At 39.7% G+C, this 21,868-nt stretch carries 23 protein-coding genes; 7 read left to right on the top strand and 16 right to left on the bottom strand.

Annotated elements, in window-relative coordinates; genetic code table 11:
* Positions 1 to 117: 117 nt before the first annotated feature.
* Positions 118 to 1,440 (bottom strand): DUF4139 domain-containing protein, encoded by a 1,323-nt coding sequence (locus EIZ39_RS25285; protein WP_129204192.1) that lies wholly within the window; start codon positions 1,438 to 1,440, stop codon positions 118 to 120.
* A gap of 200 nt (positions 1,441 to 1,640) precedes the next feature.
* Here EIZ39_RS25285 and EIZ39_RS25280 point away from each other — a divergent pair, with 200 nt between their 5' ends.
* Positions 1,641 to 1,832, top strand: a complete 192-nt coding sequence (locus tag EIZ39_RS25280; protein WP_129204190.1) for a hypothetical protein — start codon at positions 1,641 to 1,643, stop codon at positions 1,830 to 1,832.
* Between the two features lie 319 nt (positions 1,833 to 2,151).
* Here EIZ39_RS25280 and EIZ39_RS25275 read toward each other — a convergent pair whose 3' ends face one another.
* Together EIZ39_RS25275 and EIZ39_RS25270 are read right to left on the bottom strand one after the other, a co-directional pair.
* Positions 2,152 to 3,744 (bottom strand): DUF659 domain-containing protein, encoded by a 1,593-nt coding sequence (locus tag EIZ39_RS25275; RefSeq protein WP_129204188.1) that lies wholly within the window; start codon positions 3,742 to 3,744, stop codon positions 2,152 to 2,154.
* A gap of 740 nt (positions 3,745 to 4,484) precedes the next feature.
* Positions 4,485 to 5,603 (bottom strand): DUF2812 domain-containing protein, encoded by a 1,119-nt coding sequence (locus tag EIZ39_RS25270; RefSeq protein ID WP_129204186.1) that lies wholly within the window; start codon positions 5,601 to 5,603, stop codon positions 4,485 to 4,487.
* A 118-nt stretch (positions 5,604 to 5,721) separates the two neighbouring features.
* Here EIZ39_RS25270 and EIZ39_RS25265 point away from each other — a divergent pair, with 118 nt between their 5' ends.
* From EIZ39_RS25265 to EIZ39_RS25255, 3 genes are read left to right on the top strand one after another with little or no spacing between them, the layout of a single operon-like run.
* The gene (locus EIZ39_RS25265) at positions 5,722 to 6,192 is read left to right on the top strand and encodes a GyrI-like domain-containing protein (protein WP_255434058.1); all 471 of its coding nucleotides are present in this window, start codon (positions 5,722 to 5,724) and stop codon (positions 6,190 to 6,192) included.
* A 5-nt stretch (positions 6,193 to 6,197) separates the two neighbouring features.
* Positions 6,198 to 6,332, top strand: a complete 135-nt coding sequence (locus EIZ39_RS27840) for a hypothetical protein (protein ID WP_129204198.1) — start codon at positions 6,198 to 6,200, stop codon at positions 6,330 to 6,332.
* Between the two features lie 40 nt (positions 6,333 to 6,372).
* The gene (locus EIZ39_RS25255; RefSeq protein ID WP_129204182.1) at positions 6,373 to 7,368 is read left to right on the top strand and encodes a DUF3231 family protein; all 996 of its coding nucleotides are present in this window, start codon (positions 6,373 to 6,375) and stop codon (positions 7,366 to 7,368) included.
* 164 nt (positions 7,369 to 7,532) lie between these two features.
* On the opposite strand, the gene EIZ39_RS25250 is transcribed toward EIZ39_RS25255, so the two are convergent.
* From EIZ39_RS25250 to EIZ39_RS25225, 6 genes are all read right to left on the bottom strand, one after another.
* A complete protein-coding gene (locus EIZ39_RS25250; RefSeq protein WP_164985338.1) occupies positions 7,533 to 8,399 on the bottom strand; it encodes a hypothetical protein in 867 nt (288 codons plus the stop codon).
* 15 nt (positions 8,400 to 8,414) lie between these two features.
* Positions 8,415 to 9,569, bottom strand: a complete 1,155-nt coding sequence (glf, locus tag EIZ39_RS25245; protein ID WP_129204178.1) for a UDP-galactopyranose mutase — start codon at positions 9,567 to 9,569, stop codon at positions 8,415 to 8,417.
* A 158-nt stretch (positions 9,570 to 9,727) separates the two neighbouring features.
* A complete protein-coding gene (locus EIZ39_RS25240) occupies positions 9,728 to 10,195 on the bottom strand; it encodes a hypothetical protein (protein WP_129204176.1) in 468 nt (155 codons plus the stop codon).
* A gap of 547 nt (positions 10,196 to 10,742) precedes the next feature.
* Positions 10,743 to 10,952, bottom strand: a complete 210-nt coding sequence (locus tag EIZ39_RS25235; RefSeq protein ID WP_129204174.1) for a hypothetical protein — start codon at positions 10,950 to 10,952, stop codon at positions 10,743 to 10,745.
* A gap of 128 nt (positions 10,953 to 11,080) precedes the next feature.
* The gene (locus tag EIZ39_RS25230) at positions 11,081 to 14,341 is read right to left on the bottom strand and encodes a DEAD/DEAH box helicase (protein WP_129204171.1); all 3,261 of its coding nucleotides are present in this window, start codon (positions 14,339 to 14,341) and stop codon (positions 11,081 to 11,083) included.
* Positions 14,322 to 14,951, bottom strand: a complete 630-nt coding sequence (locus EIZ39_RS25225; protein WP_129204169.1) for a TetR/AcrR family transcriptional regulator — start codon at positions 14,949 to 14,951, stop codon at positions 14,322 to 14,324. The genes EIZ39_RS25230 and EIZ39_RS25225 overlap by 20 nt, the downstream gene beginning before the upstream one ends.
* Before the next feature lie 110 nt (positions 14,952 to 15,061).
* Between EIZ39_RS25225 and EIZ39_RS25220 the strand changes: the two genes are divergently transcribed.
* Both EIZ39_RS25220 and EIZ39_RS25210 read left to right on the top strand, forming a co-directional pair.
* Entirely contained in the window at positions 15,062 to 15,460 is a 399-nt protein-coding gene (locus EIZ39_RS25220; RefSeq protein ID WP_129204167.1) for a hypothetical protein, read from the top strand.
* A gap of 819 nt (positions 15,461 to 16,279) precedes the next feature.
* Entirely contained in the window at positions 16,280 to 16,900 is a 621-nt protein-coding gene (locus EIZ39_RS25210) for an NAD(P)-dependent oxidoreductase (RefSeq protein ID WP_129204163.1), read from the top strand.
* A 260-nt stretch (positions 16,901 to 17,160) separates the two neighbouring features.
* Here EIZ39_RS25210 and EIZ39_RS27835 read toward each other — a convergent pair whose 3' ends face one another.
* The 7 genes from EIZ39_RS27835 to EIZ39_RS25175 all read right to left on the bottom strand — a co-directional run bounded on the left by EIZ39_RS27835 (position 17,161) and on the right by EIZ39_RS25175 (position 21,103).
* Positions 17,161 to 17,295, bottom strand: coding sequence for a GNAT family N-acetyltransferase (locus EIZ39_RS27835; RefSeq protein ID WP_129204161.1), 135 nt, complete (start codon positions 17,293 to 17,295; stop codon positions 17,161 to 17,163).
* A gap of 451 nt (positions 17,296 to 17,746) precedes the next feature.
* The gene (locus EIZ39_RS25200; RefSeq protein ID WP_129204159.1) at positions 17,747 to 18,040 is read right to left on the bottom strand and encodes a nucleotidyltransferase family protein; all 294 of its coding nucleotides are present in this window, start codon (positions 18,038 to 18,040) and stop codon (positions 17,747 to 17,749) included.
* Positions 18,041 to 18,244: 204 nt separating this feature from the next.
* Positions 18,245 to 18,412 (bottom strand): hypothetical protein, encoded by a 168-nt coding sequence (locus EIZ39_RS26990; protein ID WP_164985337.1) that lies wholly within the window; start codon positions 18,410 to 18,412, stop codon positions 18,245 to 18,247.
* Positions 18,413 to 18,531: 119 nt separating this feature from the next.
* On the bottom strand, positions 18,532 to 18,828 hold the full coding sequence (locus EIZ39_RS25195) for a hypothetical protein (RefSeq protein WP_240675943.1): 297 nt from the start codon (positions 18,826 to 18,828) through the stop codon (positions 18,532 to 18,534).
* A gap of 632 nt (positions 18,829 to 19,460) precedes the next feature.
* A complete protein-coding gene (locus tag EIZ39_RS25185) occupies positions 19,461 to 20,084 on the bottom strand; it encodes an FMN-binding negative transcriptional regulator (RefSeq protein ID WP_129204194.1) in 624 nt (207 codons plus the stop codon).
* A 22-nt stretch (positions 20,085 to 20,106) separates the two neighbouring features.
* Complete coding sequence (gene paiA / locus EIZ39_RS25180) at positions 20,107 to 20,625, bottom strand: spermidine/spermine N(1)-acetyltransferase (RefSeq protein WP_129204155.1); 519 nt, start codon at positions 20,623 to 20,625, stop codon at positions 20,107 to 20,109.
* Between the two features lie 25 nt (positions 20,626 to 20,650).
* Positions 20,651 to 21,103 (bottom strand): MarR family winged helix-turn-helix transcriptional regulator, encoded by a 453-nt coding sequence (locus tag EIZ39_RS25175; RefSeq protein WP_129204153.1) that lies wholly within the window; start codon positions 21,101 to 21,103, stop codon positions 20,651 to 20,653.
* 112 nt (positions 21,104 to 21,215) lie between these two features.
* On the opposite strand from EIZ39_RS25175, the gene EIZ39_RS25170 reads away from it, so the two are divergent.
* Positions 21,216 to 21,868 (top strand): YczE/YyaS/YitT family protein (locus EIZ39_RS25170; RefSeq protein ID WP_164985336.1); only part of this gene is annotated, 653 nt, incomplete at its 3' end.

Genomic DNA, 21,868 nt, shown 5'->3' with positions numbered 1-21,868 from the left:
ACAGACGTTCCCCATGAAGGGGTCGGCTCGGATTACGAAGAATAGACCACAGAGTTGTCAGCTCATAGGGTGGTCTATTTCTTTTTGGTCATAAGTTATCGCAAAGTGCTTCGCGCTTTACTTCTTCCTAACCCTAACCTCAATCCGTTCGTCTATCTGTATTTGAAACTTGACCTTCATCACTTCATGAGCCTGCACCCGCACCTTAAATTGAATGATGCTCGCTGTTAATCTATTAAAGTCATGGCTATGTTCGATCATCGACCAATATCGATGATGGATGTAATGATCAAACTTGACAACGATAACCTCATCTTTATGATTCCTAATCTCATACTGATGCGTTTCAGTACCGGCTCCATCCTCCGTTTTATGTTGATCAAACAGACTGTATTCTCCTCGAATATCAAACGCATCTCCAATATGTAATGTAATCCTTTCATTCTTCGGGGTATGGTCAATGGCGTCTTCGCCTATAAACTCAAGATGATGATCTTTGGCATCTTCCCTGTAGACCTTCATCACCCCTTTGGGCATAGGGATTCCAAGACCATTCTCTTTCTTATTCTCAAATTCGATCATAATTTTCGGTGTTTCTGACCTGCTGTTGATCTCATAATATTTTTCATAAGGAATGTTATGCAAGGTAATAAAATTAATCTGCTTGGACTGGTTGTTTTTTAAAGTGGTTTCGTGTTCTAAGGTGTAGAGATGATAGTCAGCAAAGCTTTTCTCTTCAAACGAAGAGCTCCGATTATACAAAATCAATTCATCTGGGCGGTCATATTCATCAATTCGGAACATCGTTTCTTTCTCTACCCTCTTTACATCTCCTGCTACTAATTTGATTTGCGCATGTTCAAAGGTCGCACCAGAACGATTCTCAATATTGACCCATCCCGAAAGGTTGAATGAGGTGTCATCCTTTAGATAAAGGACGTAATTGGCGATCCACTCCATTCCCTGGGTAATATAGGAAACTTTCACTTCACTGTGCTTGGGAGGCTGTACCTTCCAAATCAATGCGGGTCTAACCATCAATCCATCAGGCAGCTTCGGTAAGATCAGTTGCCCTTCGGGATTGATCACAATTTCTTTGGAGTTGCCATTTTCCAAGACGATCCCATTTTGTATACTTAATAGACGATATTCTGATCTTCCATCACGATCCTCAAGAAATACATTATGATCTAGATACTTTTCAAGCATCTTTTCTTTGCTGACTAAGTCATAATCAAAATTCAGCTCTTTAATATCGAGGCCTTCGACGATAAGCGAGTCGGTTTCGATTTTCTCAGCCACATCCAAGTAATGGATCTCGCTCACTTCCTCATTGGTCGGCAGCTGCATCCTTCGCTTTTCCTTCACGACACCAAATTTGTCTGTATAAATAGTAACCGAGAGTTCTTTCGTATCTTTTTTTGTAGATTCGAATTTCAAGAGTATGGCCCCCTTTATATCATGCTAAAGAAATAGAGCTATTTTTTCCGAAAGTCATAGAGGCATTAATCATAGTATAGCAAAACTTTACAGTTTTTGGCTGATAGGAATAGTCGCGAACAATAACCTCTACTTCCAATGTATAATGAATCCCCTTTTGGTCGAAAATTGGGTGAGGGAATAGTTCAGAGTTGCATCTCATGGTTCTATTTCTTTTTGGTCATGTATGTCAGCACGACAAGAAGCTTTATCTCTTTGACGAGGTAAAGCTTTTTGCTCGTCCGTTGGCTTTGACGACACCAACGAATGTGAAGGTGAACAGGCCTACGTTCAATGCTAGGGATCAATTGTATAAAGCTTTTCTCTCAGGAGCTCCCAAGACCATGATGTGATCAAATTCGCGCTTTACCGTTGGCGGCAGAGATACTCGCTAATCATTTCAAGGCTCTATCAAAATCCTGAACCATCTCTTGATTATAGTCGGCAATCAAATTGGGACTGCTAACTATTCCTGTCCTTCTCCAATTCCTGTAAAGTGGTCGATATTAAACTGAATGGCCAATCCATGAAGTTTGAGCTGGGGATGGATGTCGTATCCCGTGCCATGCAAAAAACTTTCACGAGAATTTCTTCAGCTTCTTCTATTGTCTTACATGGCTCAATGTCCCTATGCGGTTACAGCCTCTTCTGTTTCTATAGTATAAGTGATATTTACTTCACCTCATAATTATAAATAAGTACTAGTCCATCGACAGTACCAGCTACGATTCGATTTTCATAGGTATCCAAGGAAAGAATCATGCTTCGACCATGATCAATCCAAACATCCTGAATATCTATGAGTTCTCCCGTTTTTGCTGATAGAATCCCAATTTGTCCTGTAGATGTGGAGAACACCATAGTATCTGTTTGGTTGGTATAGCATAAGGCAATGACATGTCCATCCAGATGATAAATCCAGTTGGTCTCTCCTGTAAGAGTCATGCTATAAATGATCCCTTTAGTTGTAGACCAATCAAAGTCTTGAGGATGAAATATTCGAGCGGACACGATATATTCTTCACCTCGCACTTGAACCTGATCTGGCGATATCTTATAATCCTCTTGAATCAAACTCTTTGGTTCAACCAAGCTATACGTTTGTTCCACTTGAGTATCAGGATTCCGTTTCACAATGAACTTTTGATTTTGCTCCTTAAACCAATAGTAAAAGTCCTTTTGCTCATCTGTTTGCACGACCTGAGAAATATGTTCTGCAGGCCATTCTTCCACAATTTGTATTTCGTGATTAAAAAGCATATCTTTACTTGGACGATCTTGATCTGCGCAGCTTTTCAGAAAAAACAGTCCTTCTTTATTTTGGTTTAATGCAAAGGGTAATACGAGCTTGTGTTTATGTATTGGATCCAAAGATGAAAGTTTAAAACTAGCAAAGTAACTTACAGGGAACTCCATCTGAAATTCGGGATGCAGCTCCATCTCCTCACTATTAAGATATATACGATCATGATTAGTAGATAGGAATAGTTGAACACCTCTAGCATATAAATGATAGACCTTTTCTCTACTCCCTTCAGTCCATTTTTCCAAGTAGGGAGCCTCACCGGAAACGATCAATTCATCTTGATTAACCCACTTAACACACCAGGCATTTGACCGGTATTCATAATCGGCTGATAACTGTATTAGTTCTTCCGTTAGTCTCTCCTTGATTTGCTTCCTTTCTCTAATCGTAGGCACCATTCTCTTCATCTCGGACGTTCCGACCGGCTTAAGATCCTTAAGACTTAGTCCAGTCATGAACTTGCCAGTGCAGTAGTGGAAATTACATTTATAATTCCTCTCTTCTTCATCATCTCGTGGGCTGAGGATAAACGTTAATTCATCTCCCCTCTCATTGAAGCGAGCAGATACCACTTTACGACTCTCTTCAAATACAGAATGAGACTGATTCAACACATAATCCCAGATCATTAGTTTTCCATCATAGATATAGCCTCCGTCATAGGATCCTGTCGAAACAGCAATAACCGGTTCCAAAGGATGAAACGAAATATCATTTACGGGATACCATGAATCTAACACTCCAAGCCTATTCCAATTTGTTGTATCATAAAGGCTTACACGATAACGGAGCAGGCGTCGAGTGGCTCCAATTTCCCTCCCCTCCCAGCTGTACAGATCATATCTACTGGCAAGAGCCATTCTGCTTCGATTCTCATTATAGAAAATTCCTGTAGGATCACCATTACCATAAAAGGCTGTTTTACCTAATACTTGTTTAAGCTGTAGTTTATTTGCCATTAGCTACTCCTTTGTTTTAATCCCACGAGTTTTCTTTTCTTTTGAGTAATCTTCTGTACAACCTTAGCGGAACAGAGATATACTCCACTTGACAACTATATAAAGCAACATTAAAGCCATAACAGTCATAGACAATAATGAATAAATTGAACCTCCTACAACCACGAAGTCATAATGTGACGTGATTCCTTGTTTTAGTTCTTGCCTTTTAAGATATTCTAAGTAGATAAATCCTCCACCTATAAATATCAAATGCGTTGTTATTGAAAAAATGATGGCTTGAATAATAGTTGATTTCATTTTCATAAGAATACCGACGATGCATTAACAATTAAAATGATCCAAACATTGATTCGCACCACTTTCATAAATACCCCCTTTTCACCCCTAGTCAAAGATTAGAAGAAATATCCTACGCTCAATTCAACGATCCAAATCACTAGTGTAGTGATGAAGACTAGACCCACTATATAACGAATTGGTTGCTTTTTTCCTTCAAGATATCTCAACAATATAGCAAAGACAATCATTACACCTAGAATTTTTAAGAAGGAATCCAATTTTAAACCCTCGTTTCAAAATGACTTTCCCCAGATAGGTTCGGCTATGATGGCATCGATATATCGTAAAGTCCGGTCACCCTCAGGATCATGAGTAGAACTGGTAGTAGGAACATAAAGTAGCCGATATGTTGGTAACTCCTGATCGTCGTCTAAGAACCATTTAAGGCGAAGCTGCAGTTAGCCTTTGGCCTTAGCGAGTGCTTCATCGATCAATGCTTCGATGGGCTCCTTTCCAAAATACACAACATAATAGACTTGGTTATTGAATCTTGCGATAAACGCTGACTTATACTCTTCTTTGCTGATCCACAATTCGTCAAAGGCGCTATCCTGTATGGACTCGTAGTTTTCATTATAAGAGGTGTTTTTTACTTTTAACGCTTTTAAAAATTTCTCTGCAAGCCATGTGCTGCGTACTTCATACAAGTAAGAACGAATGGCTGGTTTATACGTAGCATGAACAGTGGCTTCTTGGTTTAATTCATATTGTTTGGGCACTAGCAAGCTGGAATCTTCCCTAAAGTAATGAAAAGGTTCTCCTACCTTGCCTTGATTACCTAAGGGTGTATCCATAAAATCAGATAGTTGTACTACAGGTAATTCCCCCTTTGGAATGGGTGGAAAAGGATCATTGGGGACTGTTAATAGATTGGTAACTATGTTTATCATCCATAATGACATCATTAGGATTACTGAACCCGCTATCCATTGATTTTGATACATTTTCCGCTTAAAGTTGGTGTTATGCTCAAGAAGAGTGCCTGATTTTAATTTCCTCATAAGCTTGGAAGTATGAATCATCCCTTTCACCATAGTAAAACTAATGAAGAAATAGGCAATTAGAAATACGAAGGATTCGATGAAAGTGTCTTGTAGATAATTTCCAACAGGGTCAATTTTCAATTTGGCCATGGTCAAACCTACCAATAAGATGGTCAATAATAAAGTTAGCAACCCTCTTGTAAATATGCTCCTTTTGAGGATAGATAAGCCTTCTGCTTGTTTAATAGGATCTGCATGAATCTCTATACTCTGTTCACCAGGTATTCTTCTATAAACGTGAATGATATTTCGCGAACCAACAAACTCCCATCCCGTTTTGGCATTTGATTTTTGATGTGAAAATTCACAGCGATAAATGATTTCTTCTGGCTCGCACGGTTCAAATGTTGCGAACCCATGATTAAGACGAGTAAGCCTCCATCCCTGTAAGGACATATCCGTAAACCATGACATTTGTTCTTCTATCTCCCAGAGATTAAACATGATCAATCTCTTTTTTTCTTTGTTTTTCACTATACTCTTCCTCTCCCAAACCACTTGAGCACCCTTTACTCTGTGAATAACCCCAAGTACGTTAAATATATTGACGTTTTGTTTTACTGGTTTCTTTCATAGCAATACCCACTTTACAATCGGAAATTTTTTCGATTACGAGAAACTCAAAGTCGAATCATTTCCAAACTATCGTATTGCTTATATGCGAAGAGTTGGTCCATATGGACCTGCCAATATCGAAGTAATGGAGAAGTTAAAAAAATGGGCTAAAGAGAAAAATTTTCTTGAATCTGCAATTCTATTTGCAATTCCACAAGATAACCCCGTTACAACACTTCCTGATCACTGTAGATTTGATGCTTGCATTGTAATTCCGAATGATTTTTCTGTGGATGATTCTGTACTTGATGGAGAACTTTTTGGTGGCCATAATGCTGTAATGGAAGTTCCGCATGTCGTGGAAGATTTAGTACCTTCGAGAATTCCCTTAAACTACTTTCCTAACGGTTCCCCAACGATTGGGAAGATGGACATCACCCAGTTCGACCAGATCCCCGGCCTCCGGGTACCGGATCCGACCCATTCCAATGAAATTCGAGAAACGTAAAGGCCATCTCCATCTTAAGGAAAAAAGTTGGAATCACCGTACCAGTGATCGGGGCCGCGATTGCGCCGTTTAGCTTGCCGAGCATGTTAATGCTATACTCGATCATTTATGTAAAAAAATACATAAATTCCTTTTTATAGAGAATTCTAAGAGTAATATTTAATTAAGGATGGGAAGCACATGAACCCAATCAAACTGACTACTGCTGAGATTGCAAATTTATGGGCAAATTACCAAACTTCCACTATGACTACATGTGTACTACGTTATTTTCTTGCGATAGTCAAAGATGAGTCCCTTCAACCCTCGATTTCCTATGCCCTAGAGCTTTCCCAAAAACATGTATCACGCTTAACAGCTTACTTTCAAGAGGAAGGAATTCCTGTTCCCCACGGTTTCACTGAAAATGACGTTAACCCAAACGCCATGCCTCTATTTTCTGACGAATACCTAATCAGTTACATACAGAACCTCTCAAAGACATGGGTATCATCTAATGCAATAGCATTAACAATTAGTTCAAGGAAAGATATCCGTGAATTTTATACCGAGTCTTTATCCTCTTCATCTGCCTTATTTAATAGGTCAGTAGAGATTATGTTATCTAAAGGTATCTATAGCAGACCACCCGTTATTCCCTATCCAGAACAAGAACAATGGATTCAGCAACAATCGTATCTAAATGGACTGTTTGGTGAGAAAAGACCATTAGATGCATTAGGTATCGCCAACCTTTATAGTAATATCGTATTAAATAATACTGGACTGACCCTCGTCAGGGGTTTTTCCCAATGTACAAAAGATGAAGCATTTCGAAGGTTTTTGTTAAAAGGCATTGAAATCGGTAAAAAACATATTGAATTGTTGAGCAAGCCTTTAAAACAAGAAGAAATCACCATCCCTGCTAGTTCCAGCATGTTTGTAACCACTTCAACAGAACCCCCTTTCTCGGATCGGTTGATGTTTACACATGTAGTTCAAATGATGCAGATTAGCATGGCTGATTATGGAGCATCTTTGGCAACCAGTATGAGGAGAGACATCGGAGCCTTATATACACTACTCATATCTGAAGTGACGTCTTATTCAGAGGAAGGCACGCATTTAGGAATAACAAAAAAATGGATTGAACGTCCCCCCGAAGCTGTGAACAGGGAAGAATTAAGGAAATTGTAAGTCCAAAATGATTACCCTCATAACAAAGTGTACTAAGCTAAACTCTCTTTAGCTTAATATAGAAAAGGAGCAGCCTTGAAGAACTGCTCCAATCTCGTTACCTTATTTATTTCACTTCAAGAATGATTGGAGCTGTGCGCGAATCGCTACACAATCCTACATCGTTAAATGGATAAGTGAGGCAAAAGAATGTTTAAATAATTTTTCATGACATCATTTTGAGGTCCATAGGAATAATGACCTGCAAAAACATTATGGATAAAAACAATGGGTCTTTGTAATTCTAGGCACTGCTTACAAAGGTACGATTCATCTTTTCCAACCCTTTCTCCATCCTCCTTTACTACAGCCATCCCTCCTATTCTTTTCCAGAAGTCCCTTTCAAATAAAATAGAACCTATACTAAATCTATGGTTTACAATGGTGTATCCGAAAGGAAGACTATTTAGTTGTTTTGCAACAGCATCAAAAGGCAAACTATTCATCCATAGCCACTTGGCAGCCACTCCGTCATAATGCGCTTTTGTTGGTTGTGGGTGTAAAGAGAGTTCTCCAAATTTTTTAAAGTACTCTTGATCCTTATTGATTTTCTTTAGAAATTCGACGTAGGTATTAACATGAACATTGACAAGAGGGGAAATAAAACCTGGTTTTTTCAATCCGGTTTTTAGCATTGAAATATAACCCTGGTGAAGGGATTCAAAAAAATTTTCAGCAATAACATGATCTTCATCAAGCTTATAAATCCAATGAGCTCGTGGGTGGACTTGTATAGCTAGATTTTGAACGAATCCTGGATCATTTCGTTTCGTTTCAACGTAAGACCAGTTGAATTTCTCAGCGTATTTCATCAATTCTTTCGAGCGAATTCCTGAAGAAGCTATACAAATATCCATATCTTTCGGAGCAAACTTTGCTATCCTGAACAGAGTCATATTCCACAAATAGTCCTTATAGCCTGCAAGAATGATGAGCAATTGGTTATTCCCTCTTGAACGATTGATCACCGTATCAGATGGGGAAGAATTCATTTCCATCATGACCTCCTAAGGAAGGTTGATTTTTTCGTCAAAAATCCGTAATGCCTTGGAAACCACGGCATCCATGTCATAATATTGATATTCTGCGAGCCTCCCAACAAAAAAAACATGGGGTAGCCGTTTGGCTTCATTCTTATATAATTCATATATCAGTTGGTTGCTAGTATTTTTAATGGGATAATATGGTATGTTAACACCTGGAATATATTCTTGGGGATATTCTTTTACAATGGTTGTAGTGGGGGATTGTTGGCTTGTCATGAATTTAAATTCAGTAATCCTTAAGAAGTGATAATCATTCGGGTAATTCACTGTTCCAACTTCTTGATAGAACGGTGTGTTTATATTGTGGAAATGAAATTGAAGAGAGCGATAAGGTAATTTGCCATATTTATAATCAAAAAAGTAATCGATGGGTCCTGTATAAATGACTTTCCCATTAAACTCCTTCCCCATAAGAACCATTTTAGAGAGATCCAAATCTATATTAAGTATTTCTTTAAAATTGGTTTTTAGAAGAATCTTGATATTAGGATGTTCTAGCATTTTTAAGAATAAATTGGTGTATCCGCCCACGGGTATCCCCTGAAAGCGGTCTTGAAAATATCGGTTATCCCTACTAATATAAATAGGCACTCTTCCGGTTACATAAGGATCAAGCTCCTCTGGTTTGACTCCCCATTGCTTAAGGGTATAGTTTAAAAAAATTTTTCCATAGACGTACTCGGCTAAAAAGTTTAACTCAGGATCTTCAATCTGTCGCAACTTTAATATCGGTATTTTTTTATTGTATCCAAAATATCTAATTAATTTTTGTTCCAGTTTCTTCGCAACTAGATTTGGAAAAATACTATAGAGAGAATTCAAGTTAAAAGGTATAGGTATTTTTTGACCATCCACGAAGCCCAAAACTCTGTGATGGTACTCGATCCATCTCGTAAACTGCGATAAATAATCCCACACTTTAGCTATTTTTGTATGAAATATATGGGGTCCATAATTGTGAACAAGGATCCCATTCTGATCATATGAGTCATAGCAATTTCCTCCTACATGATTTCTTTTTTCTATGATCAGAACCTTTTTATTAAGTTGGCTGGCGATTCTTTCTGCCAAAACACTACCCGCTAAACCCGCACCTATAATAACATAATCCCACAATTCTTAAATTCCTCCTTAATTCCCTTCCTATACACTAATATGTTTTATCAATTATAAGTGTAATAGTTGAATAACTTATTCTTCTCATCTTTCATCAAATAAATAAAGCCCTAGGAATCACTTCATAGTGAATCCTAGGACTTTGCCGGAAAGCAGCTTTATGAGATTCTGTTACTGTCTTCACCACCACAGCAAATGCAGAATGTTTTTTGAACTCTTAAGTTTCCTATTACTAAAGATAGATCTATTGGTTCTGGAAGATTGTCTTGAGTATTTAGTCTAAAGGCAACCCATTCCAAATCTTCAAATTGACCGGCAAAGTCACTTCTTATTGGTATCTCTTGAGGGATCTCCATACCACGTGTTTTTACTACTAAGTTGAAATCAATTAATTGCATTTGAAGAATAGCATTAATCAGGGCAAGAACCGCTGATACTGGATTTATTCTAAATTCCACGAATGCTTTATTATGGTTAGTCGTAAAATCTTCAAAAAATCGATGGGACACTACAGGTATTGTTGTTACTACAGGTACAAGTCTAACGTCTAATGCATCAACGAGGCTCACATCAGAAGTAGAATGCGTTTCAATAAAACAATGTTCTTTACGTCTTTTTATTCCCATTAAAGATCACTCCTTATAGTTAAAAACTCGAGACTTAGTCCTTTCGTTATTTTACATAGATATGGCAGGATGATATGAACGGCAACGGCACTTATCATCCTAATGGACTTCAGACTAAGAAGGTGAGAAGGAAAGGATTGGGTTCAGTCCCTTACCTGGGAGGGGAATGGGTGGTTTGGTAGGGTCAAAAATAGGCGGAATTTTTTCCGCTATCCCTAGATTCAGCCTCAAAAGGGGGATATTAGACGGAAAATTTTCCGTTATTGGCTCAAAACAAGCTTTTTTTGGGGTTTACGAGGCCAATAGACGGAATTCGTTCCGCTAATTCGGGTGTTTATTGTACGTTAGCAAAAATAGCGGAAAATCGTCCGGTTATTTTTGCCCAGAGTAATCCAAGTGGTATATCTAAGTTAGTATGGATGTCTTTTCAGACGATTTGGTAAAGAAAAAACCCTCTCGTCTATGAGAAGGCTTGATTAATTAACCCCTGCGAACCCGGGATGGGAAAAAGACTGGTCATTCTACCCAACATGTAAGCTTACTGCTATTACTCATTCTCAACAAACCTCGCAACCTCTTTATCACACTTTTTGCATTTTCCCTTAAGAAGAATCCCCATTTTGTCGTCGTGCAAAGTGTAATCCACGATGGTCGTCACTCCGCAAGCAGAGCAAAAAACATTATTGATCAGCAATTCTTGTATATCTTTAGGTAGTTTTCTCCATTTCTGTTCTGCTTTAAAATTGGTCACTGACATGGTTAACCCCCTGTAAATTTTTTATACCATCTGCTTATATTTGGTTCGGGTGTGAAAATATTATAGCACACCCATGATCACTCTAAAAAAACGGTGGCCATTCCCCAAAATAGCACGAATCGGTCTGTCTATATCATCAAGATCTCTCGTATGTCCTGCTCGCTCAGGGCCGCAAGCTCCTGGTGTCCCTCGTGGATGACTTCCTCGATGAGGTTCTTCTTTTTCAGCTGGAGCTCGTACATCTTGTCTTCTACGGTCCCTTGGCTCACCAGGCGAATCACTTGTACCACCTTCTTTTGCCCGATACGATGGGCACGATCGGCGGCTTGCTGCTCCACAGCGGGGTTCCACCACAGGTCGTATAATATGACGGTATCCGCACCGGTCAGGTTCAGTCCTGTACCTCCTGCCTTTAGTGAAATCAGGAACACGTCTCGCTCACCCAGGTTAAATCGGTTGCATCGTTCGATGCGCTCCGCAACGGGGGTTTTCCCGTCCAGATAGAAATAAGGGACACCCTGGTTCCCCAATTCCTGCCCCATGAGGCCAAGCATCTCGGTAAACTGGGAAAAGACCAGCACTCGCTTTCCCGCACTTTGGCATTCCGCCAAGATCTCCATGAGTTGCTCGAATTTGGCCGAGCTTCCCGTATAGCCTTCAACAAACAACGCAGGATGGCAGCAGAGCTGACGAAGTCGGGTCAAGCCTGCGAGGATTTTGATTCGGTTTTTTTGAAAGTCTTTTGCTAGGTGTTTCACGGTTTCCTGTTGCAATTGGGCTAAATAAGCCACGTACAGCTTCTTCTGCTCCGCAAGGAGCTCTGTCACCTGAATCGACTCCATTTTCTCCGGCAGCTCCTGAAGCACATCGCTTTTTACCCGGCGCAGCAGAAAGGGGCGGACTGTCTTGGCCACGCGCTCTCGGGATAATCCATGGAACGCCTTTCTTCCGGCAAACAAAGCAGGAAACACGACGTCAAAAATGGACCACAGCTCTTCGAGTCGATTCTCGATGGGCGTTCCCGTGAGAGCAAAACGGTACTGAGCGTGGATCTCCTTCACGGCTTTCGCCGTCTGCGTGTGGTGATTTTTAACGTACTGGGCCTCATCCAAGATAAGCGTATGGAAGCTTGATTGGCTGTACGCCTCCCTATCCCTACGCAATAGCGGGTATGAGGTTATCAACACGTCGACCTGAGAGCCCTCCTCTACCCTCCGCCTGCGCTCCGCTCCCCTCCCATCCACGACGACCGAGCGGATCTCCGGTGCGAATTTCTTCAACTCATGCTGCCAATTGTACACGAGGGAGGCAGGAGAAACGATCAGCGCGGGACGCTTCTGCTCTCGGATGTCCGGGAGCTCGGAAAGGAGAAAAGCGATGCTCTGCAGCGTTTTCCCCAACCCCATATCGTCTGCCAGAATCCCTCCAAATCGGTAGTGTGCCAGCGTCTTCATCCACTGAAAGCCGTACTTCTGATACTCCCGCAGGATGGGTTCGAGCGTATGGGGCACCGGGAAGTCCCGATGATCGGGGTGTCGCAGGTTTTCCAACAGCATTCGGAAGGATTTCCCGAACTCGACGGCCTTTCCCTGTCTCTTCGCCTCCATCAGATGAACGCCGCGGACAACCGGCAGGAGGGCCTTCGTCCCCTTGATCTCCCCCTGGTGAATACCCATCTCCTCTATAAAGGATCGGATTTCCTGAAACTCATGGCTTTCCAACGGTAATAAGGCGCCATTGGGCAACCGGTAGTATTTGCGCTTTTCCTCGAGGGCCTGGAGGAGGTGTTGAATGTCTGATTCCGCAATCCCCTGCATATCAAAGCGAATTTCCAGCCAATTGGGACGATCCGTTACCTTCACCGTGACCTTCGGGGAAGCGTGTCCCGTCACGAGTCTGATCTTGACCGCGGTGGTGGCGTAAACCGTGACCCACTTTTCCAGCTCAGGAACCATATGATACAGGAAATCGTACTCCGCCTCTTCGTCATGCATGATATAGCCTTCCTCGGTCTTGGTAAAGGCACTTCGATCCATCAGCTCTAGAATTCGCTGCTCCTGATCTCCATCCCGCAACAGCATGCGGCTTCTGCTCTTATTCTGACTACGAGCTTCCAACGGATTGATCACAACGTCACCGTATTGAAACTCCAATCCTGCAAGCAGTCGATCCTTTACCCGGTCCAGATAGAGCTTGGCCTTCAGCGGAGTTTGCACCATCCGATGAGTTAAGGCTGGAGCGATCTGTATGGTGCCTAGCTTCCTCAATCTCGGGATCACTTTCTCCATAAAAAGTTCGATCTGCTCAGAGGCAATTGGGATGTGTGGGTGGTCTCCGGATTCAAGCATGGACTTAAGCTCGGACAGACGCTTGCTTAGATCCGTCGGCAGCTTCACCAGCTTTCCATCCACAAGGACCAACCCATAGGCTTCCATCACCGTCATCCTTTCCAAGCCTTGAACCTTCAATTGACAGCCTTCGTCGTCTAGCTGATCGAAGGCGAAGGTCAGCGGAAGGGGTTCCTCTATCACTTGAAGGCCATCCCACAACCTCCCCTCCTGTTCCACCTGCACCTTGGGCGCAGCGGCAAGCAAAGGAAGAAGAACGTCGATGAACGACGGAGGAATGATAAGCATTCGTTCCCCGTGAGCAAGCCCAGCGGAAGCAGAGTTCGATAGTTCGCGAACCATTTTTTCATGCTCGTAGATTTTCATCAGCTGTTGCATGACGGCCTCATTTTCTCTTTGAAACCCATGCCACAAGGGATCATAGTGAAGGTTTTTGGAGAGAACAAAGCCTTCTCCCTTCTCCATTCGATCGAGAAAATCTCGGATGTTTTTTACCATATAGAGCCTTTTGAGCCCCGCTTTGATCTCGATTCCGAGAAGATATTTCCCGTCCGCATAAGGAACGGCTCGGAAAATGAACTCCACATTCAGGCTTTCTCTCGTATCGTGAATGTGGAGGAAATGGCGAGGAGGGGCGTGGTTTTCGCTGAATAATTCCAAGACCCTGTTCGTGAGCTGAGAATCTCCGCCGGACTTGTTGGGGGAAGTCAGTTCGTCATGACCCAGGAAACCATCCTGTTGAAACTCGTGGATCAACAGCAAGACAGCCGCCACATGTTGGCAATGTTTCGCGTAAGAATCCAGCGTGGGACAGGTACAATCCGCCTCGACATGGCCGTTTGGATCGATCCTAACCTGGACATCAAAGTTGCTGTTTCCTTGCACCCTCCCGTTGTATAAAGAAGAATTCGGGTCATAGGTCGTCAACGTCACTTTTCCGGCACGGTAGTAAGCTTCTCCTGTTTTATAAGAAGCCTGGTCGCACAAGGATTTAATGATCCCGAGAGTCAATTGAGGTTCTCTATCTTTGATAAATGCCATATTTTAAGATCTCCATATAATCTGTTAAATCTTTGTACAGCCCTTCTAGTAGAGCGAGTCCTTTGTCGTCAACCTGCTTGTATTTTTCTACATAGCTTCTGGTTAAAGCCTCGACCGATTCAAAAATAATAGCCAGTATGTTTTCATAGGAAATATCGTTGCGCAAGATTTCCGTATTCATCCCATCCAGGTAGAAGCGAAAATATCGCTCATTGAAGCGCTGCTCAAACTGGTTTGCTTCTTCTTGAATTTCTTCTGATTTTACCACTAAAAGATAAATAGCCAAGTGATAGATGAGGGGTTCTTGTATAAAAAGCTTCATTTTTACCAGATTCAAGTCTCTTAATCGCTCTAGCGGGTCAGCCGAAATAGAAGAAGATTCACTTTCTAAATAAGAAAAAAAATACTCCGTACACCGTTCTCCAATATAGAGAAACAGTGTTTTTTTATTGTGGAAATGGTGAAATAAAAGCCCCTTCGACACTCCCGCCTTTTTTATGATCGCGTTGGTAGATGCCAGATCATAGCCCTTCTCAGCAAATTCCTCTAGTCCCGCCTGAAGCAGTTGCTTTTTTTTCACGTCCGTTTCATCGTTCCATATGGGATTCATGAGTTCGCTCCATTCGTGATGTTATTTTGTATTGACCACATGGTCAGTTCTAGTTATAATTTACCATATAAATGACCATCCGGTCAATTTTGCGCGAGGAGTGAAGAGGAATGAAGCAGGGTTTTTATCGCGTCTGTGAAGTTTTGTTAGCCCTTATCTTTTTAGGAGCTGGGTTAAATGGTTACTTAGTATGGTTTGGTTTTGAACCTTTATTTCCTACAAGCCCTAAAGCGATGGACTTTTTAGGAACTGGATACCTGCTCGTGCTCGTGAAAAGCGTGGAATGTTTGTGCGGATTAATGCTCTTCATGCGAAGATTCATCCCTTTGACGTTGCTCGTGCTCCTGCCGCTGATCGTAAACATTCTTGCCTTCCACATGTTTGTAGACCCTGAGTTGCTCCCCATGGCGATTGTCCTGATATTACTGGAATCCACCCTCTTGTGGCATTACAAGGGAAACTTCAAGAGCTTGCTCTCCGCCAAAAGCAAGCCGGATCTATCCGTCTAGAAGGGGATGATCAGGCAGGACTTTCCATCAGGGCCAATATCCTTGGCCCTTTGATCGCCAACGCCAAAGTAATCATAACTTCAGACGATCCATTGCGTCCTCTGATGATAACGGAACCATTTTCCGCTAATCTCTAAAAGGGGCAAAAAACACCTGGAATAGCGGAACGAATTCCGCCTAATGACCTCGAAACCTCAAAAATCAGCTCGTTTTGAGCTAATTACGGAAAATTTTCCGCCTATATCTCCTCTTTTCGGGTCGAATCATGATATAACGGAATTAACTCCGTCTATTTTTGACCCACACTTTGAACGCAGTTTGACCTAGACGTATCTGTCGACCCTAAATCGGTAATACTCTACTTCTTCTTCATCCGCACCAATACCTGCCTTTTCTTTCGTAAGTCTACCCCTTCCAGGTCTGGAAGAAGCAGGGCATTCTTTTCCTATGGTTTACGATTAAGCCATATGTTTTCGGATCAAGCTCCTCTTTCTCTACCGGAAAAAAACGATCATCTTCCGTTCCGGCTTCAATGNCTCTACCGGAAAAAAACGATCATCTTCCGTTCCGGCTTCAATGGCATTGCGGATAATCTCATCAGCCAAATGATCTATAATGGGGTCAATCCCTTACCTAAGGGGGTATCCATGAAGTGGGCACAAGTATAGAGAAGAAAGGCGTTTCTCCTTTCTTCTCTTTTCAGCTCAACTAACTCCCTCATAGCAAAAAGCAAGGGATGGATGCCGATCCCGTTTGAAAAAGACAATAAAATAACTTTTATAGTAAAATATTAGTATTTGTAAAAGGAGGCTCGTTCTTATGAATATTTTACTTTTAGGTGCAACGGGACGAGTTGGAAGTCACATCGTTACTTATGCCCTGTATGACAGACATCATGTTACTGTATTAGTTCGCACTCCAGAGAAGATTCAAATAAATAATGAAAATTTAACCATTATTCAAGGGAATGTTTTAAATAAAGATGATATCGTACGTGCAATGCATGGGATTGATGTAGTTATTAGTGCACTAAATACCGATGGCACATCCACGCTATCAGAAAGTATGCCACTTATTATCGAAGCAATGGAAAACGAAGGTATTAAACGGATCATAACTATAGGAACTGCAGGTATCCTACAAAGTAGAACCACGCCAGATTGTCTGCGTTATCAGTCAAGTGAATCAAAGCGTAAATCAACCCGCGCAGCGAAAGAACATCATAAAGTTTACGATATGCTCAAACAATCAACCCTCGAATGGACGATTGTCTGTCCTACGTACTTGCCGGATGGAGAAAGGGTCGGCAAATATCGAATAGATCGAGATTTCTTGCCGGAGGGTGGAGTTGAAATATCCGTACCGGATACAGCAGAATTTACATTTAGACAGTTAAAAACGAGCGATTATATAAAATCACGTGTAGGGATCGCCTACTAATAATCTTATACTCCTTTCAAATTGATTTAACTCGTTTGTTTATAGAAAAAAGAGATGCGGTAAACAAAACTCCGCTCTTCAACTTCTGATATATCTAAATTATGAATTAGAGTCTAAAAATCATCAGGACTCTCGTTACGCGAACAACGATACACGGGACGGATGCCTGAAATCCGTCCCTACACTATCGATCTCCGATAGCTCATAAAAAAGATAACAGAATTATGATGTTATCTTTTTCTTTACAAGCTGGCTTAACATTATTCCCTGAGATACCTCATATTCTTTGCTCCTGTTGAAATGATGATTTCATCTATTCCAATTTCGATATTTTCTACATACCTTAGTAATTCTGCACCGATCCCTTTCCGAAAATGAGAAGGATGAACTACCAACCTGCTACCTTATAGATACAACACCCACTAATTGTTCATTAATCAAATATCCATAAAAAGTTTCACTTATAGACCCTTTTCCAAAAAAGCTTATCTCCCATATCGCTCAGGGTATAAACTCTTTCTGTTTTTAATTTGACTATTGACACCCGTTAGTTGAATAAAAGTCAGTCTTAAAATCATCCGGACATAGAATCCTCTATTTTCATTAAAAACCCTATTTTAGAGGAGTTGGCGGACATATGATTCCTTATTTCATCAAGAATCATTTGAAAATCCTCCGAATCAGAGAAATAACGGACCCCATGTCCGCTTACCTTGGAAAACTCCCCTTTGCACCCCACATAGAGGAACGTATGTCCCCTCAATAGTTATTAAAGATTCCTGACCTATAGCCTTGTCAGCCAATCTTCAGCTATTGATCTCCCGTTACTTGAATAAAAATACCTAGTTAACTCTTTTCCAACAACAATTGCTTGGCTTTATCGAACTCTTCTTTACTGATTAATAGCTTAACATCTCTTGTATCCTGCCCAGAATAGACCTCAACATAAGAACCAAATATAGAAGCCTTTCTACCAAGAATACATCGTATTCCGTTTCGTTGAAAAGATAATAGGATTTCTTGTAATTGTTTTAAATTCTTATCTTCTAATTTTAATTCCACCCACTCTTTATTTGCATTTCTCTTCACAAAATAAATTAGCGGTATCAGAACAATAATTATATAACCAAGATATTCCATCTGACTCCTCCTTCCAAAAATCAAGCAGGCTTATTTACCATTTTTACGTTTTTTGTTATGTCAAAGTTTCAATTATTCAACTAACCTCCAATTAGCTGAACAACTAAAAAATAGCCACGGAAATGGAACCTTCCTTAACTTTCGATCCCGTTTAGCAGAACAAAGACTATATAAAAAACAAGCTATCCGAATAATCAAGGATAGCTAAGTGATGTTCTTAATTTTATCTTCCAATTTTTTAACTTTCGATTCCAACGCTTCAATTTTGTGATTGATGTGCTGACTACTTCGACCTATGATTCCTTTCACCAATACGATTACCCCTAAAATCAAGACTATGAAAAACATTAAGCCCCAAAGTATAGTTTCCATTTCGCATCATCCTCCTATCAGGTTATACCAATTACTTACAATAAGTTCCATAAACATACAGGTTGGATGCGCCGATCCCGTTCCCCTGCTATCGATCCCCGTTAACGAAATAAAGCAAGTTATCCTTTGAACTCAGTATGGATAGCCTGTTGTGCCTTACGTTCATCTTGTTTTTTAACGTAGATATCATATTGTGTACTATCATTAAAATAATCAGAGCCAGTATTATGGAATCTTGAACGATAAGGGATACCCTGTCTATCTAATTTGCTAACCATGTTAGAAAATTGCTTGTTCCCAAAGGCAGTAAAAACTAAACAGTTATAACGAGAAAAACGTGTCCTTAACCAATCGGAAAAGGAATGATTAAGGATAGCTAATAAACCAAGGATAAGGAATATGATTAACAAATCCAAATATAACCCCTCCCACAAATATAACTATTGACCGCAAGAGAAGGATGCCAATTCCGTTCCCCCGCTATTTAATCGCACAATAAAAGCCAAACAAGCAAATTACAATTTGCTCCAATCATAATGTGATTTTTGCTCTTCTAGTATCTCTAAAAAATGCTCTCTTTCCTCGGCATTATCTTTAAGTTTCGCTACCTTCTTATCATCAATAAGGTAGTTATGAATAAGAATATTGTTTAGGATAAGATATTGATTTTTTTCATCTTGCATTATGTCAGCAAACCAATCCTCCTGTTTCAACAAGGCAACATTGTATTCTAAATTTTTATTAGTAATGATGGGTGACAACCAAGAAAAAATAAAAAAAAGTTCTTAAATAATCTCGAAAAATAAGTCATTGGTTTACCCCTCCCAACAAAAAAGTCATCTCACAGTTTATACGTATCCATAGGTTGGAAGTTTCAGTAAACTGCCAAATGATGAATAACAAAAAGAAGAAGCGATGACACACTCCTTCTCAACAATCGATCCCCGTTAGCGTAAGTACATTCCTTCACAATCTGAAAAGAAGCTGCCAATATGACAGCTCCGTTCCGTTCTTTAATTCTTCCATCTGAGTGGTGAATAAAGTGGGCTTATATTTGATTTTTTAATCTCTTTCCCATTAGTCCTGCCATTTGTTTCGAATTTGGATTTCCTTCATTTTGTAAATTATTAATAATGTTAATATAATCCGTTTCATTACGATTCTGGCTTAATTTATAAGCAGCCTGGATTTCTGCAACTTTAATCTTAAAACCAACAATCCCTTTTAGTTGATTTTCTAAGAGCTCAGGAGAAAGTTTATCCCATAAAACTGGATTTTCACGATTTTGTTCATATTTATTCAACATTCCTGTTAATTCTTCTATTAGTTCATCTTTTTCTAAAATACTTGCTTTTCCATACATATGAATAGCCTGATAATTCCAAGTTGGAACATTTTCGTGCGAATACCAGGAAGAAGAAATATAAGCATGCGGTCCCTGAAACATAACAAGCACATCTTCACAGGTTTCAAATGTTCTCCACTGAGGATTTCCATAAGCCATATGTCCAGTAAGATAGTAATCGTCGCCTTTTTTCTTTAATACCAAAGGCAAATGAGTGGCAATTGGTTTCACTTGTTCTGTAGTAACAATCGTGGCAAAAGAGTTTTTTTGAACAAAATCCCAAATTTCATCAACATTTGTGACCTTAAAATATTTTGGTATATACATCATAATCCACCTTTCAAAAAAGTTATAGGAGTGTTTTGATCATTATTAAGTCAATTTGTTCTTCATCACCCATATAAAAAGAGTGGGCTCCAGTTTGAACAAAACCCATTTTCTTATAAAAAACAATGGCATTTTCATTTTTTTCCCATACGCCTAGCCATATTTTCTTTTTACTGCGTTCCATCGCAATTTCCATAGATTTATTTAGCAGGTATTTACCCAGACCATGTTTTTGAAATTTGTTCTTTATATAGATCCTCTCGATTTCAAGTGATTCATCACCCATTTCTTCAGTCTGAGCATCATTAATGTTAACCTTTAAATAGCCAGCGATTTCATTGTTAAAATAAACGAAATAGAATTCTGAAGAACTATTGTCCAATTCTTTTTCTAATTGTGGCAAGTTAAATGCCCTTTCCAAATAGGCATTCATATTTTCGGGTGAATTCTGATCCTTAAATGTCTCATTAAATGTTTCATAACTGACTTGCTGAAGTTTGCGTAAATCTTCAAGGGTACACTTTTTTATATTTATAGTCATGTAAATATGTCGCTCCTTTATCTAATCAATAAATTCTCTTGTTTCCCTTTTTTACAAATTCCCAGTCTTTTTCAACATTTTCTCTTACTCTTTGAAGAAGATTAAAAATGGTCTCCACTTCCACTTCAGAAAATCCCTCTAATGCAACCTTATTCGAATGATCATTTTCTCTTTTTATGAAAGGATAAACATTTTTCCCTTTCTCTGTTGGAAAAAGTTTTTTAATTTTTTGGTTATGCTCATCATCTTTCTTATCAATAAACCCATTTAATTCAAGTTTTTTTATAGCACGAGCTGCTGTTGTTCGATCTACTTTTATCATCTCGGCTAACTTTTCTTGAATGATTCCTGGGTTTTCACATATTCGCACAAGGTACAAATACTGCCCTTTTGTAAGGTCATATGCTTTAAATTCTATATTACTTATAGAATCTAATGCCCTTGCAATCATTCCAATTTCACGAAGAATTTCATTCATAATTAACTCCTTAATAGATATTCTTGTTGCAAATACAATAAAAAGTCTATATATTAAATTTAACTTAATTTTATTGCATTTGCAACAAAAAATGATGAAGAGGGTGAGTAAAGTGAAATATGTTTTTTATGTATTAGGAATTTTAATATTAACCCTTGGTATTTCTTTCACAATACAATCAGACCTTGGAACTTCACCTTTTGATGCACTTTTGGTAGGACTGTCCAAAAATGTGGGGCTAACGGTAGGGAGTTGGGAAATCATTCTAGCTTTTATATTGATCGGTTGTAATTCATTGTTAAACAGACAAAAACCTGAAGTTTTGGGGTTGTTAACAGCCTTTATAACTGGTATTGGTATTGATATGTGGCTGTTCTTTTTGAACAATTTGATAACACCTGAACTATGGTACAGCAAAATTGTTTGTTTTGGAATCGGCTTAGTTGTTATAGGATTAGGAACGGCTACCTATTTACACACAAACTTTGCACCTATTCCAATTGACCGCTTAACGTTAATCATGCAAGAATTAACTAGAACCAATATATTTTTTTCAAGAACATTGATTTACCTTGTTTTCTTGATAATGTCATTGATTTTAAATGGACCAATAGGCGTTGGAACTTTATTAACCGTTTGTTTAGGGGGGCTAATATTGAATTACTTTATGCCAGTTACTGAAAAAGTATTAGATCGGGTATTAACACACTCAAGTACATCCCACATTATGATAAAGAAGAGAGTAGGGGTGGTCATCACTGATCC

It is taken from the genome of Ammoniphilus sp. CFH 90114 (genome assembly GCF_004123195.1).
GTDB lineage: Bacteria > Bacillota > Bacilli > Aneurinibacillales > RAOX-1 > YIM-78166.
This window is presented reverse-complemented; position numbering and strand designations above follow the sequence as displayed.